Source organism: Nostoc sp. PCC 7524 (genome assembly GCF_000316645.1).
In the GTDB taxonomy this organism is placed as follows: domain Bacteria; phylum Cyanobacteriota; class Cyanobacteriia; order Cyanobacteriales; family Nostocaceae; genus Trichormus.
Window position 1 is genome coordinate 5,426,248 of record NC_019684.1, and the last position, 15,508, is coordinate 5,441,755.

12 protein-coding genes are annotated in these 15,508 nt (G+C 42.9%); 7 read left to right on the plus strand and 5 right to left on the minus strand.

Going from position 1 to position 15,508, the window contains the following annotated elements; all coding sequences use genetic code 11:
- Positions 1-74: 74 nt before the first annotated feature.
- Positions 75-1,592, minus strand: coding sequence for a thioredoxin-like domain-containing protein (locus tag NOS7524_RS22055; RefSeq protein WP_015140694.1), 1,518 nt, complete (start codon positions 1,590-1,592; stop codon positions 75-77).
- Between the two features lie 27 nt (positions 1,593-1,619).
- Between NOS7524_RS22055 and NOS7524_RS22060 the strand changes: the two genes are divergently transcribed.
- Positions 1,620-2,534: a glutaminase gene (locus NOS7524_RS22060; protein WP_015140695.1), complete on the plus strand. Its 915-nt coding sequence runs from the start codon at positions 1,620-1,622 to the stop codon at positions 2,532-2,534.
- Between the two features lie 97 nt (positions 2,535-2,631).
- Here the strand turns inward: NOS7524_RS22060 and NOS7524_RS30250 are convergent, their stop codons facing one another.
- Entirely contained in the window at positions 2,632-2,790 is a 159-nt protein-coding gene (locus NOS7524_RS30250; protein WP_171815336.1) for a hypothetical protein, read from the minus strand.
- 334 nt (positions 2,791-3,124) lie between these two features.
- A complete protein-coding gene (locus NOS7524_RS22065; RefSeq protein WP_015140696.1) occupies positions 3,125-4,684 on the minus strand; it encodes a hypothetical protein in 1,560 nt (519 codons plus the stop codon).
- A 528-nt stretch (positions 4,685-5,212) separates the two neighbouring features.
- Here NOS7524_RS22065 and psaA point away from each other — a divergent pair.
- From psaA to argS, 6 genes are all read left to right on the plus strand, one after another.
- Positions 5,213-7,471 carry a photosystem I core protein PsaA gene (gene psaA, locus NOS7524_RS22070; protein WP_015140697.1) on the plus strand — a complete coding sequence of 753 codons (2,259 nt, stop codon included), beginning with the start codon at positions 5,213-5,215 and terminating at the stop codon, positions 7,469-7,471.
- A gap of 126 nt (positions 7,472-7,597) precedes the next feature.
- A complete protein-coding gene (gene psaB / locus NOS7524_RS22075; RefSeq protein ID WP_015140698.1) occupies positions 7,598-9,823 on the plus strand; it encodes a photosystem I core protein PsaB in 2,226 nt (741 codons plus the stop codon).
- Positions 9,824-9,912: 89 nt separating this feature from the next.
- Positions 9,913-10,317 carry a deaminase gene (locus NOS7524_RS22080; protein ID WP_015140699.1) on the plus strand — a complete coding sequence of 135 codons (405 nt, stop codon included), beginning with the start codon at positions 9,913-9,915 and terminating at the stop codon, positions 10,315-10,317.
- The gene (locus tag NOS7524_RS22085; RefSeq protein WP_015140700.1) at positions 10,317-10,826 is read left to right on the plus strand and encodes an Imm1 family immunity protein; all 510 of its coding nucleotides are present in this window, start codon (positions 10,317-10,319) and stop codon (positions 10,824-10,826) included. The genes NOS7524_RS22080 and NOS7524_RS22085 overlap by 1 nt, the downstream gene beginning before the upstream one ends.
- A 162-nt stretch (positions 10,827-10,988) precedes the next feature.
- Complete coding sequence (locus tag NOS7524_RS28890) at positions 10,989-11,129, plus strand: DUF433 domain-containing protein (RefSeq protein ID WP_015140701.1); 141 nt, start codon at positions 10,989-10,991, stop codon at positions 11,127-11,129.
- 113 nt (positions 11,130-11,242) lie between these two features.
- Positions 11,243-13,009 (plus strand): arginine--tRNA ligase, encoded by a 1,767-nt coding sequence (gene argS / locus NOS7524_RS22090; RefSeq protein WP_015140702.1) that lies wholly within the window; start codon positions 11,243-11,245, stop codon positions 13,007-13,009.
- 253 nt (positions 13,010-13,262) lie between these two features.
- On the opposite strand, the gene NOS7524_RS22095 is transcribed toward argS, so the two are convergent.
- Together NOS7524_RS22095 and NOS7524_RS22100 are read right to left on the minus strand one after the other, a co-directional pair.
- Entirely contained in the window at positions 13,263-14,453 is a 1,191-nt protein-coding gene (locus NOS7524_RS22095; protein WP_015140703.1) for a site-2 protease family protein, read from the minus strand.
- A 281-nt stretch (positions 14,454-14,734) separates the two neighbouring features.
- Positions 14,735-15,439, minus strand: a complete 705-nt coding sequence (locus NOS7524_RS22100; protein ID WP_015140704.1) for a ribonuclease III family protein — start codon at positions 15,437-15,439, stop codon at positions 14,735-14,737.
- Positions 15,440-15,508 lie beyond the last annotated feature (69 nt).

A 15,508-nucleotide genomic window follows, 5' to 3' on the forward strand; every position in this document is an offset into this window, starting at 1 on the left:
AATTACTGGAATAAACAAACAAAAATTATAGAACATACAAAGTTCTTTTACCGTCTTTGTGCCTCTGTGCAAACTTAAAACTTATTTGGAATACACATATCAGGTGCACACAAACCAGGAAATTGCAAGGTTGTCACTTCCAGCGTATTTAAATCTACACGGCGGATAGCATGGTTATTGGTATCACATATATATAGATTTGAGTCCATAGCACTCAGTCCTGAAGGTTCAAAAAAGCGCGCACTTTTACCTTGGCCATCTTGTAATCCAGCATTACCATCTCCCAGAATGGTTTGACAATTACCAGTGTTGGGACTGACTAATTTAATTTTGTGATTGTAGGTATCTGCTACCCATAAGAAATTATTAGCGTGTTCTATTCCTAGACAGTGCTGCAATCGCACATTCTCATCTTGTCCATCGACATCGCCAAAACCAAATAAATCTCCACTGCCACAAATAGTCCTGACTTGGGATAGTTCTATTAATCCCACACCGCGAATTGAACTAATTTCACTATCAGCAATGAATAGCTCTTGTCCGTTTGTAGTGATCCCGCTAGGTTGAGCAAAGGCAGATTCAGTCAGTAAACCATCAAAACAACCTTCTGCACCTGTACCAGCATAGGTTGATATCATGCCAGTATCTAAGTCAATTCGCCAAATTTGATGGGAACCTGCCATTGCTATGAATAGGGTATTTCCCACTTTCACCAAATCCCAAGGCGAATTTAGCGCAGTTTCTAAGCCAACACCGCCATGAGGATGAATATTGCGGCTTTGTTCACCAGTCCCAGCAATGGTTTCTACTATTTGGCGTTTGAGGTTAATTTGGCGTACAGCATGATTGTCGGTATCAGCAACGTAGAGGATTTGATTAGCTGCATCAAATGTCATTCCTTGGGGTGCAGAAAACTGCGCTTCGTCAAAAGCACCATCAGTGAAGCCAGATTTCCCAGTACCAATTAAATGTAAAACTTCGCCCTTCAAGTTACTGAGAACTAGGCGATTGTGTCCAGAATCAGCTATGAATAAACCTACTGGGGTAGCTAGAACTTTACCAGGAAACGCTAATGGTGTAATTAATGGTTGACGCTGTTTTTCTAAAGTGAGGCTGAATTGTTGAAAATTAATTGTGCCTTTCTCTTGGTGTTTTTGAATTAATTCTGCAATGAGCTGGTCTAAAACATCACGATTAGCTTCACCAGCGATGTAGCCAATCACATAACTTTCTGGGTCAATAATCATTAAAGTAGGCCAAGCACGCACAGCATACTCTTGCCACACCCGAAAACCTCTGTCTACTAAAACTGGGTGTTCTATGTCATAACGCAATATAGCTTGACGAATATTTTCTGTTTCTTGTTCGTTGTCGAATTTGGCAGAATGAACACCGATAACTGTCAGGCTATCCTGATATTTATGTTCTAAATACTTAAGATGTGGGAAAACGTGGATACAATTAATACAACAGTATGTCCAGAAGTCTAAAATAACTACCCTACCCCTCAGTTGCCTGAGAGATAAGGGATAGTCAGTATTAAGCCAAGCATAATGTTGTGGTAATTCTGGCGCTCTTACACGAGGAATCATAAATTATTTTTTCAGGCCATATCTCTTGTGACAGGAATTGACAGACTAAACGCGGTGGAGTTTTCAAATTGGGTACAACTAGGGAAAACTCAGATACATCTGGGACGAGTTGCCGATCGCATTCCGCAATTAGCTATAGTTGATCCCCGTTTGTTTGCAGTTCATATCTGCTGTAAATCGGGAAAAACTTACAGTGAGGGAGATATATCTTCTCTCTTCCCATTGATGAGTGTGATTAAGCCATTTTCTCTACTGTATCTATTAGAACATCTAGGAGCAGAAAAGGTTCTTGCTTGGGTTGGGGTGGAAGCATCGGATGCACCATTTAATTCTTTGGAACAACTGGTGGCTGATGGCGGACAACCACGTAATCCCATGATTAATAGTGGTGCGATCGCTTTAGCTGATAAGTTACCAGGAACCGATGCTAATCATCGCACTCAGTCTTTTTGTCAATGGTTAAATCAATTGGCTGGTTGTCATCTCAAGTTAGATGAGGTGATGCTGGCTGCGGTGAGACAATCAAGATCGCCTGCTAATCAAGCGATCGCTAATTATCTCGCTGACAAACAACAGATAGAAAATCTTGATATAGCTCTTGACACTTACGAGCAAATATGCTGTCTATCTGGGCAAGTGGCAGATTTAGCCTTGCTGGGAAAACTTTTAGCCTGGGAGCATGATGAAATCAAATTACCACACCGTCAGATTGTCAATGCTATCATGTTAACCTGCGGTTTATATCAAGCTTCTAGTTTGTTCGCCGTCAAAATTGGACTACCGATGAAATCTGGGATTGGTGGGGGTTTATTAGCAATAGTTCCCGGACAGGGAGCGATCGCTTGCTACAGTCCAGCCTTAGATAGTATAGGGAATCCAGTAGGAGCGATCGCTTTTGTTGAGGTGTTATCCCAAAAGTTGGGATTGAGTATTTTTAGTTAGCTTGAACTGACAGAAGCCTCTCACTTACCGCAATAGCGGAAGTGATGAGATGAATGGCAGGGCGGTGAGGAGTCCCACCCCCGACCAATAACGACTATCACTCGTTGAGGGAGTGGGGTGGGCGACGAATCGCCAAACTTTGGACTAAGGTTCTCAACGCTTCAGACATCGGGATATCCAGAGTCTCTGCGAACTCTTTTAAAAGTCCCAATTCCCTGTCGTTAAGTCTTGTTTCAACCCTGTGTTTTCTTGACATAATTACGACAAATCACCGTAACCATGATATACTTAAGTCGTACAGGTTTAATCAAATTAATAGCTAACCGCTTCCTGTGCGCCGAACCTTGACAACTCAGAGTATGGGGTTCTACCCAGTAACAGACATTTGTTTGTCGCTTCTGTGGGTAGGTAAAACTCTGACAGTACAAAGGATTGAACATTTTTGTACTTGTTCAAGTCTGCGGAGGGGCATCTCGTGGACTCAAAACAAAGCTCATCGCCTCCGTTCGCGTAGCGTCTCCGTCAGGAGAAGCAATAGCTGGATTGGATGAGAAGCCCACACTGTATGCTTGCATCAGTGTGGGAGTATGTCACTTATCTGATTCTGATTCCCCTTGAACTTCCTCACTTGGCTGTTCTGTTACAGTCGGTGTAGGAGAAGCACTAGGAGATGGTGTTGTTATTGAACGCGATGGGCGTTTGAAATAGTCTCCTAAGTTGACTTTTTGACGTTGCTTGACTGGTGTTTGAGGTAATTCGGTCGCTTGTGGTGTCGGTGTTATCTCTGGCTGTGGTTCGGGAGTAATTACTGGTGTTGTAGTTGATTCTGGTACATTTTCTAACTCTGGCTGTGGTTCGGGAGTAATTGCTGGTGATGGTGTAGTGGTGACTTCTGGCTGTAGCTCTAGAATAGGCGACTCAATTACCTCTAGTGGTGTGGGACTCACACTAGGAGATGGTTGGGGACGTGGACGCTGGAAAAATCCACCAAATTTAGATTTATTGGGTTTAGGGGTGACTGTTTCAGGTGCAGCAGTAGCTTGAGGTGAAGGTATTACTTCTGGTTCTGGTGTTTCTGTAACTTCAGGTGTTGGTGTTGTTTCTGGCGGGAGTTGTGGCTCTGGTGTGGGTTCTGCGGTAGGAATTACAGATGGTGTAGGTGTCGGTATGGGTTCTAAAACTGGTTGTTTAGCCGTGTAATTTCGGTCTACAATGCCACGTAATTCATCAGCTTGTAATTCCCCTCTGGTAAGTCTTGAGAGAGTATCTTTACCCTTGGGTTGATAGTTAACGAGCCTAACCGTAGTGTTAAAGGCATTTTTGACTGGGTTTCCCTGGTTATCTAGAAATTCCAGCTTTACCCAATTTTTACCAGGTTTAAAGCCCTTAAGATAAACTGATTGCCAACGATCTAAAACGAAGCTTTCACCGTTGATGGTGCAACGAATCCGCCAATCACTAAATTGATCGTTAGGCTTGTCTTGATTAACTAAGTGTAGAGGCGCGTTGTTGAGGTAAAAATCTAACAATATTGGTTCTGCACCGTAAATACCTTGAGGACGGCTATAGGTTAACAGAGGTACAGAGGTATCAGGATTATTGTCGTCGGTTTTAGTCAATATGTGAAATGTTACCTGAGCGTAAGCACCCTCATTTTTAAAACTTTCATCCCAAGGACGTGAAGCGAAGACGCGCAGGGTATGAGTTCCTGGAGACAAGTCCGGCAGCACTAAAGGTTGTTCTAAATCGTAGACAGGGATATAAGGTTGATTGTCTAGAAAAACATGAAGATGGGGACCTAGTTCCCATTGAGGATGTTTAAAAATTGGCAGATCCTTCACCTGCAAACGCACTGTTACTGTGTTGTCATTGAGAACTTCATCAGGTTGAGGCGTAACTATTTTGACTTGTGGGCGATAAATTTCTAAGGTTGAGCGTAGTTCTTGGATGACTGCGGGTGGTGAGACTTCTGAGAACTGCTGAGAAATTTGTTGAGGTTTGTCTTGATACTTAACCGCTACTTCTTGGCTAGCAACTTTTTCTCCACAATTAGTTAAGCCCAAGGCTAACACCAGTATGATTAACCACCTAAAAATAGTAAAACTTTTAGGGAAAAGTTTCTCTAATCGTTTCTTATACCAGGGATTCATGCCTTATACCCAGTTATCTTTTTTAACAATTGATCAATTATTTTGGCTGAAATGATCTATTGCACACTATGACCTAAAAGGTGAAATTTTTAGCACTTAGCATGACTTTCTCTAAAAAATAGAATAATAGTATTTTTCTTTACAATTTTTATTAATTAAGTATTTAAATACCACACTAAAATTCTGGGAAAGCAAATATACCAAAGTCTAGAGCATCCAGTTTATTGGCTTTACGGTGTAAAAAACCATAAGTTTTACGAATTGTTATCCTTTGTAAATTAAATCGAGAAACTATTGACTTTTTGCTCAAGAGTTTGCAGTTAAAAGGCTGACAAGACAATTACTCTAGGGATTTTGAATTATTGTTAAAATGTGTCTAACAATGTACAAGTTAAGACTTTATAATTCAACAGAAACAAATTTTCCACATAGCGTCTTCATCGCAGCTCCAGCAAAATTCTGGTGGTAGCGATAGTGGTTCTCTTTGTGGTTTCATGATTCCTCATTCCTTATCAGAGAGGAGGTCGAATGACGATTAGTCCTCCGGAGCGAGAGGAAAAAAAAGCCAGAGTGATAGTTGATAACGATCCAGTCCCAACCTCATTTGAAAAATGGGCGCAACCTGGACACTTCGACAGAACTCTAGCTAGAGGCCCCAAAACCACCACATGGATTTGGAACCTTCATGCCCTCGCCCACGATTTTGATACACATACAAGCGATTTAGAAGACATTTCCCGCAAGATATTTGCGGCTCACTTCGGACACCTGGCCGTTGTGACCATCTGGTTGAGCGGGATGATATTCCACGGCGCGAAGTTTTCTAACTACGAAGCCTGGTTGAGCGACCCACTGAATGTTAAGCCCAGCGCACAAGTCGTTTGGCCAATTGTGGGACAAGACATATTGAATGGTGATGTTGGTGGTGGATTCCACGGTATTCAAATCACCTCCGGCTTGTTCCAAGTATGGCGGGGCTGGGGTATCACCAACTCCTTCCAGCTGTACTGCACCGCTATCGGTGGCCTAGTGCTAGCAGGCTTGTTCCTATTTGCTGGTTGGTTCCACTACCACAAACGCGCTCCTAAACTGGAATGGTTCCAGAATGTGGAGTCCATGTTGAACCACCACCTGCAAGTTCTGTTAGGCTGCGGTTCTTTGGGATGGGCTGGTCACTTGATTCACGTCTCCGCCCCAATCAACAAGCTTTTGGATGCAGGCGTACCCCTGAAGGACGTACCCTTGCCCCATGAGTTCATCCTGAACAAAGACCTGTTGATTGATTTGTTCCCCGGCTTTGCTAGTGGTTTAACACCTTTCTTCACCTTGAACTGGGGTCAGTACGCTGACTTCTTAACCTTCAAGGGTGGTTTAAACCCTGTCACCGGTGGTTTGTGGATGACTGACATTGCTCATCACCACCTAGCGATCGCTGTACTCTTCATCATCGCTGGTCACCAATACCGCACTAACTGGGGAATTGGTCACAGCATCAAAGAGATCCTCGAAAACCACAAAGGCCCCTTCACTGGGGAAGGTCACAAGGGTCTTTATGAGAACATGACCACATCCTGGCACGCTCAATTGGCAACTAACCTTGCTTTCTTGGGTTCCTTGACCATCATCATCGCGCACCATATGTACGCGATGCCCCCCTATCCCTACTTGGCAACTGACTACGCTACTCAGTTGTGCTTGTTCACCCACCATATGTGGATCGGCGGTTTCTTGATCGTCGGTGGTGCGGCTCACGCTGCCATCTTTATGGTGCGGGATTACGATCCAGTTGTGAACCAAAACAACGTTCTGGATCGGGTGATTCGTCACCGGGATGCCATTATTTCTCACTTGAACTGGGTTTGTATTTTCCTCGGCTTCCACAGCTTTGGACTGTACATCCACAACGACACAATGCGTGCCTTGGGCCGTCCCCAAGACATGTTCTCCGACACAGCAATTCAGCTGCAACCAGTATTTGCTCAATGGGTGCAGAACCTGCATACCTTAGCTCCTGGTGGTACAGCTCCCAACGCCTTAGAGCCAGTTAGCTATGCTTTTGGCGGCGGTATTTTGGCTGTAGGTGGCAAAGTCGCTATGATGCCCATCGCTTTGGGTACTGCTGACTTCCTAGTACACCACATCCATGCCTTCACCATCCACGTAACTGTTCTGATTCTGCTGAAGGGCGTACTGTTCGCTCGCAGCTCTCGCCTGATCCCCGATAAGGCCAACTTAGGCTTCCGCTTCCCTTGTGACGGTCCAGGCCGTGGCGGTACTTGCCAAGTTTCCGGTTGGGATCATGTGTTCCTCGGATTGTTCTGGATGTACAACTCCTTGTCAATTGTGATTTTCCACTTCAGTTGGAAGATGCAATCTGATGTATGGGGAACAGTAGACGCAGCTGGTAATGTGTCTCATATTACTGGTGGTAACTTTGCCCAAAGTGCCATCACCATCAACGGCTGGTTGCGCGATTTCTTGTGGGCGCAAGCTTCACAAGTAATCAACTCTTACGGAAGTGCGCTGTCTGCTTATGGACTAATGTTCTTGGGCGCTCACTTTGTATGGGCATTCAGCTTGATGTTCCTGTTCAGTGGTCGCGGCTACTGGCAAGAACTGATTGAGTCTATCGTTTGGGCTCATAATAAACTGAAGGTAGCACCAGCAATCCAACCTCGTGCATTGAGCATCACTCAAGGTCGCGCTGTTGGTGTCGCTCATTACCTCCTAGGAGGAATTGCTACCACCTGGGCATTCTTCCACGCACACATACTTTCAGTAGGCTAGCAATTAGCTCATCGAGTTATGAGTGATGAGTTGATGAGTTTCAAAATAAGCCCTTTAACTCAAAACTCATAACTCCCCTAAAGCTTGATAAATGATGGCTAAAGGTCAGAGGAAATATCAAAACCTATGGCAACAAAATTTCCAAAATTTAGCCAGGATCTCGCACAGGACCCAACTACGCGTCGCATTTGGTATGCGATCGCCATGGGCAATGATTTTGAAAGCCACGATGGCATGACCGAAGAAAATCTTTACCAAAAGATTTTCGCTACTCACTTCGGACACCTGGCAATCATCTTCCTATGGGCTTCCAGCCTCCTGTTCCATGTAGCCTGGCAAGGTAACTTTGAACAGTGGATTAAAGATCCTCTCCACGTCCGCCCCATCGCCCATGCGATTTGGGACCCCCACTTCGGTAAACCAGCAATTGAAGCTTTTACCCAAGCTGGCGCTAGCAATCCTGTAAACATTGCCTACTCTGGTGTCTACCACTGGTGGTACACCATCGGTATGCGGACAAATAACGAACTGTACATCGGTTCAGTTGGCCTGTTATTATTCGCAGCCCTGTGTTTATTTGCTGGTTGGTTGCACTTGCAGCCCAAGTTCCGCCCCAGCCTCGCCTGGTTCAAGAGTGCTGAATCTCGCCTCAACCACCACCTCGCTGGTTTGTTTGGCGTTAGCTCTCTGGCTTGGGCTGGTCACTTGATTCACGTTGCTATCCCCGAATCTCGCGGACAGCACGTAGGTTGGGATAACTTCCTATCTACTGCCCCCCACCCAGCAGGTTTACAACCTTTCTTTACAGGTAACTGGAGCGTTTACGCTCAAAACCCAGACACAGCTGGTCATATCTTTGGTACATCCCAAGGTTCTGGTACAGCGATTCTGACATTCTTAGGTGGCTTCCATCCTCAGACAGAATCTCTGTGGCTGACCGACATGGCTCACCACCACCTGGCGATCGCTGTACTATTTATCGTTGCTGGTCATATGTATCGCACCAACTTCGGTATTGGTCACAGCATCAAAGAAATGATGAATGCCAAAACTTTCTTTGGCAAAACTGTTGAAGGTCCTTTCAATATGCCTCACCAAGGCATTTATGACACCTACAACAACTCTCTGCACTTCCAATTAGGTTGGCACTTGGCTTGTTTGGGTGTTGTCACCTCCTTGGTAGCACAGCATATGTACTCTCTGCCTGCCTACGCATTCATTGCGAAGGATTACACCACCCAGGCAGCTCTCTACACCCACCACCAGTACATTGCTATCTTCTTGATGGTTGGTGCTTTCGCTCACGGTGCTATCTTCTTAGTCCGTGACTACGATCCAGAACAAAATAAAGGCAACGTACTCGACCGTGTGCTACAGCACAAAGAAGCGATTATCTCTCACTTGAGCTGGGTATCTCTCTTCTTAGGCTTCCACACCCTCGGTTTGTACGTTCACAACGACGTAGTAGTTGCTTTCGGTACTCCTGAAAAGCAAATCTTGATTGAACCAGTATTTGCTCAGTTCATTCAAGCTGCTCACGGTAAGGTTCTCTACGGCTTAGACACCTTGTTGTCTAACCCCGATAGCGTTGCTTACACCGCTTACCCCAACTACGGCAACGTTTGGTTGGCTGGCTGGTTAGATGCCATTAACTCTGGTACTAACTCCCTGTTCTTAACAATCGGCCCTGGCGACTTCTTGGTACACCATGCGATCGCTCTCGGTCTGCACACCACCACCCTCATCCTAGTCAAAGGTGCTTTGGATGCTCGTGGTTCTAAACTGATGCCCGATAAAAAGGACTTCGGCTATGCCTTCCCTTGCGACGGTCCAGGCCGTGGCGGTACTTGCGACATCTCCGCTTGGGACTCCTTCTACCTAGCTCTGTTCTGGGCGTTAAACACAGTAGGTTGGTTAACCTTCTACTGGCACTGGAAACACCTGGGTATTTGGCAAGGTAACGTTGCTCAGTTCAACGAAAACTCTACATACTTAATGGGCTGGTTCCGTGATTACCTCTGGGCTAACTCCGCTCAGTTGATCAACGGTTACAACCCCTACGGCGTGAACAACCTGTCTGTCTGGGCTTGGATGTTCCTCTTCGGACACCTAGTTTGGGCTACTGGCTTCATGTTCCTCATCTCCTGGAGAGGTTACTGGCAAGAGTTGATCGAAACCCTAGTTTGGGCGCACGAACGTACTCCTATCGCTAACCTCGTTCGCTGGAAAGACAAACCCGTTGCTCTCTCCATCGTTCAAGCTCGTGTAGTTGGTTTAGCTCACTTCACAGTTGGCTACGTTGTCACCTATGCAGCTTTCCTCATTGCTTCTACTGCTGGTAAGTTCGGTTGATCTGGCTGCTAGTTTTGTAGGTAAGTAATAAAAAATCCCCTGCCGCAAGGTGGGGGATTTTTTCGTAGGTGGAATTAGCAAGGAATATAATGGACAGTGTTTTTGATGACTTGGCTGAATATAGACAGCATCTGGGTTTACCTCCTGCTGATAGTGAAACTGACGGCTCAACAATTGCTAAACTAGAAATAGATGGTCAGACTTTTTTTGGTGTAAATTCTAGTAGTAATCCTTATCGTCGGCAAATAACTCTGAAGGTTAATAATATTTCTAGAACTCATGCAGAAGCTGATGCTTTTCAGCAAGTATTAGATGCAGGTATTAAAGCAGCCAAAGCGCGTTTGACTGTAGATAGAGATTTATGTCGTGCTTGTGGTTTACAAGGTGCTGTTAATTCTATGGCTTATCAAGTAGGTATAGAAGAATTAGAAATTATTACTCCCAGTGGAAGTAAAAGCATGAAAGTTACCGCTCCCAAGACAAGGAGAACATAATGTTTGTATCTAAGTTATATACAGATAAATGGACAGGAAACAGAAATGAAGAAACTGTCATTGAAAATCCAAATTGGCAACAAATCAAAACGGCTATTTGTGAGTTAGATGGTAAAATCAAAACTTTAGTAAGTTTAGAAGCTGATGATCAAAGTTATATGATGATTGGTGGAGGTAATGATGGTCAATATATTGTGACTGTAACTTTAGATAACGAGATTTTTTATAGTCTTTTGCATCCGATTGATTATGAAATATCCAAATCAGATACTTCTGTTAAAAAAATTAATTTATCTATTTTTTATCAAGCATTAATAAAAGCAAAAAGCAATAATACTAATTCTGCTAATGAACAAAGATTAGTTGTAGGTGGACAAGCCGGAAATTATTCTGAGAAAATTTGTGTTAATTTACCTCAATGCTTAATAGCTGCAATAACATTTGCTGAATCAGGTGAACTTGAAGCATTATTTACTTGGGAAGAAGATGAATCTTTAGTTGTGGTATAAAAGCTTGTATTACTTTGCCTATTAATCATAGGTATGGATGAAATTGTGATGCGGTGACTACTGAAAATAATGAGAGAACAACTTATGCTTCGAGCATTTCAACTGACATCATAACAACAAGTGATCGCCTATAAACAGCTTTAACCAAAAAAACTTAAAACCATGACTAGTTGGCAAGAACACATTAGTATTAATCCTCAAACCTGTCATGGTAAACAGCATATTACAGGTACACAAGTGATGGTTTCAGTCATCCTTGATAGACTATCAGAGTCGGGAATTTATGCGAGGATTGTACTGTAGTATGACAATCCTGAATGAGATTAGCTGACTAGATTTTAAGGTTAAAATAATCAAGCCTTGGAGAAAGTCCAATAGGCAGCCCATAGCCCCCTCGAACAGATAACATCTATATTATGAACGCTACACAAGAACAACTAAAGGTAAAACTTGAGCAGGCAATGGTTGCTGCTTTTGGCGATGAGTACGCCGGAGTAGATCCGATTTTAGTTCCTGCTAGCAATCCTAAATTTGGTGATTATCAAGCCAACGTGGCTTTATCCCTGAGTAAGAAATTAGGACAGCAACCCAGAGTGATCGCCTCTGCTATTGTAGAAAAATTAGATGTCTCCGAAATCTGTGAATCTCCAGAAATAGCTGGGCCTGGTTTTATCAATCTGAAGTTGAAAACTGCTTACCTAGAAGCGCAATTGAACGCTATTCATGCAGATTCCCGACTCGGTGTTCCCACAGCGAAACACCCACAACGTGAAATAGTCGATTTTTCTAGTCCGAATATTGCCAAAGAGATGCACGTCGGACACTTGCGTTCTACTATCATCGGTGATTCTATTGCCCGCATTCTCGAATTTCGCGGACATGATGTATTGCGGTTAAATCATGTGGGTGATTGGGGTACACAATTTGGAATGTTAATTGCTTACCTGCGGGAAGTCTACCCAGAAGCCTTAACTACTGCAAATGCTTTAGATATCGGTGATTTAGTGAGTTTTTATCGCAAAGCTAAACAGCGATTTGATGCAGATGAAGCCTTCCAAGAAACTGCTCGTCAGGAAGTTGTCAGATTACAAGCAGGCGCAGAAGATACGCTTCATGCTTGGAAGTTATTGTGTGAACAATCACGCCAAGAATTTCAGGTAATTTATGATTTGCTGAATATCCAATTAACTGAACGAGGCGAATCTTTTTATAATCCCTTACTACCAACAGTTGTAGAAGGATTAGAGAAATCTGGTTTATTGGTAGAAAACCAGGGTGCAAAGTGTGTTTTCTTAGATGGTTTTACTAATAGAGAAGGTGAACCTTTACCCTTAATTGTGCAGAAATCTGATGGCGGTTATAACTACGCCACCACAGATTTAGCAGCACTAAATTACCGCATTCAAAAAGATGAAGCAAAACGGATTATTTACGTCACAGATGCGGGACAAGCTAATCACTTTTCTCAATTCTTTCAGGTAGCGCGTAAAGCTGGATGGATTCCTGATGATGTGGAGTTAGTTCACGTTCCCTTTGGTTTGGTGTTAGGTGAAGATGGGAAGAAATTCAAAACCCGTTCTGGTGATACTGTCAGGTTGCGGGATTTATTAGATGAAGCAGTTTCTCGCGCCCACGCTGATTTAGAAACTAGATTAAAAGCAGAAGAAAGAGAAGAAACAGCAGAATTTATTAACAAAGTTGCTGAGGTAGTTGGTATCAGTGCAGTGAAGTATGCTGACTTAAGCCAAAACCGCACCAGTAACTATATTTTCAGCTATGACAAAATGCTGGATCTTAAAGGGAATACCGCACCCTATATGCTATATGCTTATGCTCGGATTCAAGGCATTAGCCGCAAGGGTGGGATTAACTTTGCAGAATTGGGAAGTAATGCCAAAGTGATATTGCAGCATGACACGGAATTTGCATTAGCTAAATTCTTACTGCAACTAGGTGAAGTTATTAGCACTGTAGAGGAAGATTTGTTGCCTAATCGGTTGTGTGAATATCTCTACGAGCTAAGTAAAAAGTTTAATGTGTTTTATGACCGCAATCAAGGAGTACCTGTATTGAATGCAGAAGAACCACTGCGGACATCACGTTTGGTTCTGTGTGATTTGACAGCGAGAACTTTGAAATTAGGCTTATCGTTACTAGGTATTCCGGTGTTGGAGAGGATGTAGTTTTGCATAATGCGATCGCCTAGGTTGGGGCGTAGCCAATCGCACAACAACCGCCAACCCACATTGATAAACACGGATAACGCTGGCTAATTATCGGTATTTATCAACGGACATCGGCGGTTAAAACTTTACGGCATTGCTGATTAGTGGGATGATTTTTGTCTCACGCATTCGCCGCAAGGCGTTCTCGTATGCCCATTCTCTTGTCAGTAGTAGTTGTCATGATACCTTTCTCCACATCAAGTGATCACTACTAATTGACTGACTTGGCAATTACCCCCAACTGCAATCCAGGCGGATAACTACCTTCTGACTTAATGCGCTGAATTTCTGCATCAGTCATCCGCAAACCTAACTTTTGCGCTAAAGCTTTAACAATATCTCCTCTGTCAATGACTCCGGCTACAGCACCAGCAGGTGTCAGGACAGTCAGGCGCGGTAAGTTCTCATTTTCTAACTTGTTGATGACTTCCGCTATGGAAGTTGATTCTGTAACTGTGGGTATCTCTGTCAGAGGATGCACAATACTGTGGAGAGTTTGGGTTTCCCATTCACTTCTCTCTACTGAGCGTAAATCCTCAATGGCAACCATACCGCGATAACGTCCATCGGAAGCAGCAAAATAAACTGGTGTTGTTGTCTCTAATAGATAAGCATCGGCAAAGGAACGTAAAGTCTGGTTGGCATCGATGACGCGAAAATCACGAGTCATTGTATCGGCGGCTGTCACTTTCAGTAAGGTTTCTTGTAATGTGGTCATGCGATCATAGGTGTTGGCGTTACGAATAGCAAACCAACCTAACAACGCAATCCATAAACCAGTGACTAACTCTCTGGTAAAGTAATCTACCGCAAATCCTAAAGCGATCGCACTATAACCTAAAATCTGTCCAGCCCTAGCTGCCCAATGTACAGCCTGAAAGCGATTCCCGGTGATTTGCCACAGTGCAGCTTTTAAAACTTGTCCACCATCTAAAGGTAAACCCGGAATCAAGTTAAATAGGGCAACAACTAAGTTAATTCTCGCCAAATCGCCCACCATCATACTAATTGGGCTACTATCAGGGACAAAACTCCCACTTAAGCGGAGTAGTAAAAATAACCCAATACTCACCAACGGCCCAGCAATGGCTACTTGAAAGGCTTTACCGGGAGTTTTCGATTCTTCTTCAATGGCGGCGATACCACCAAACAAAAATAGGGTGATGGAATTAACTTTAATTCCTTGCGATCGCGCTGCTAAACTATGTCCTAATTCATGTAATAATACCGAACCAAACAGCAGCAGTGCCATGACTATCCCCGCACTCCAAGCTGTCATACTTCCCCATTCTTGGTAAGCTACACCAAAATTGAGAGTTGCTAACCCCAGAATTACAAACCATAGAGGGTCTAAAAATAGTGGAATGCCGAATAAAGACCCGATTTTCCAATTTGTTTGCATTACAACGCCCTGAAACTAAAGATTTTCAGCAGACATACCACACAGGTATGTGTGTTTTACATCCAAATTTTTTATTGTATTGGCATATAAAAGCGCGGTGGCTGTTTGATATGCCCTAGATTCTAGAATAGACAATCAAACTGGCTTAGGCGGCTAAAAAATAGAAAAGTATAAGTTTCGCGTATAGAGCATTAAACGTGGCTTGGGTCAAGCCTAGCACAACCCAACAAGGATCATGGTGTTGGGTTTATTCCGTCAGTGCTACTAAAACTAACTTACATTTAGGATTTCAACACCATAACCAGTAGCTTGTGAGCAGCATTTCTTTTAGCTTCTCTTCTTGAACCTCCAGTTCCATCGGCTGTTAAATACTTCCCTCTAAATATACAATTAGCTCTTATGGTAAATATTGGAGCATTATCAGGTCCTTTTTTTTCAATATCAATATATTGAGGTGGAGAGATACCATATTTAGCTAATAATTCTTGTAATGTAGAGATGGGATTTTCCACACCAATAATATTTTGTTCTTTTATATTGTTATATTTTTCTTGACTATCGGGAGCATGGATTTTATTTAGTTCAAATAGCTTTATAATTATTTCTCTGCTTTTGTCTAATCCTTGGTCTAAATAAATTGCTCCTATAATTGCTTCTAAAACATCAGCAATTACTCTATCAGTAATTTGTAGCCGATTACTTGTATTAGGAATAATCACTAAGGAAGCTAAATTTATTTTTCTAGCTATGAGAGACAAATTTTTATCTTCTACAAGTTTAGCTCTAACTTCAGTAAACCATCCTGGTTTGTCTACAGCATAATTTATAACTAAATATTCAGACACAATAAAACTTAGTATCGAATCACCGAAAAATTCTAAAACTTCATATTGTCTAGTAGTAATTGCTTTTCTGTATTTATGTAAATCTTTTGGAACAAAATCAAAATTACTTTTAATCCAAAGACTTAAATTTTTGTCATCCATATTGTTATCATTAGTTATTTAAGAAATTATAGTAAGAGTGATCATGAAACATGAACGCTCTTACTTAAA

Bases quoted from the DNA above. Each gene is read 5' to 3' on its own strand.
- psaA (WP_015140697.1), top strand. From the start codon at position 5,213: ATGACGATTAGTCCTCCGGAGCGAGAGGAAAAAAAAGCCAGAGTGATA.
- NOS7524_RS22095 (WP_015140703.1), bottom strand. From the start codon at position 14,453: ATGCAAACAAATTGGAAAATCGGGTCTTTATTCGGCATTCCACTATTT.
- NOS7524_RS22085 (WP_015140700.1), top strand. From the start codon at position 10,317: ATGTTTGTATCTAAGTTATATACAGATAAATGGACAGGAAACAGAAAT.
- NOS7524_RS22100 (WP_015140704.1), bottom strand. From the start codon at position 15,439: ATGGATGACAAAAATTTAAGTCTTTGGATTAAAAGTAATTTTGATTTT.
- NOS7524_RS22055 (WP_015140694.1), bottom strand. From the start codon at position 1,592: ATGATTCCTCGTGTAAGAGCGCCAGAATTACCACAACATTATGCTTGG.
- NOS7524_RS28890 (WP_015140701.1), top strand. From the start codon at position 10,989: ATGACTAGTTGGCAAGAACACATTAGTATTAATCCTCAAACCTGTCAT.
- psaB (WP_015140698.1), top strand. From the start codon at position 7,598: ATGGCAACAAAATTTCCAAAATTTAGCCAGGATCTCGCACAGGACCCA.
- argS (WP_015140702.1), top strand. From the start codon at position 11,243: ATGAACGCTACACAAGAACAACTAAAGGTAAAACTTGAGCAGGCAATG.
- NOS7524_RS22080 (WP_015140699.1), top strand. From the start codon at position 9,913: ATGGACAGTGTTTTTGATGACTTGGCTGAATATAGACAGCATCTGGGT.
- NOS7524_RS30250 (WP_171815336.1), bottom strand. From the start codon at position 2,790: ATGTCAAGAAAACACAGGGTTGAAACAAGACTTAACGACAGGGAATTG.
- NOS7524_RS22065 (WP_015140696.1), bottom strand. From the start codon at position 4,684: ATGAATCCCTGGTATAAGAAACGATTAGAGAAACTTTTCCCTAAAAGT.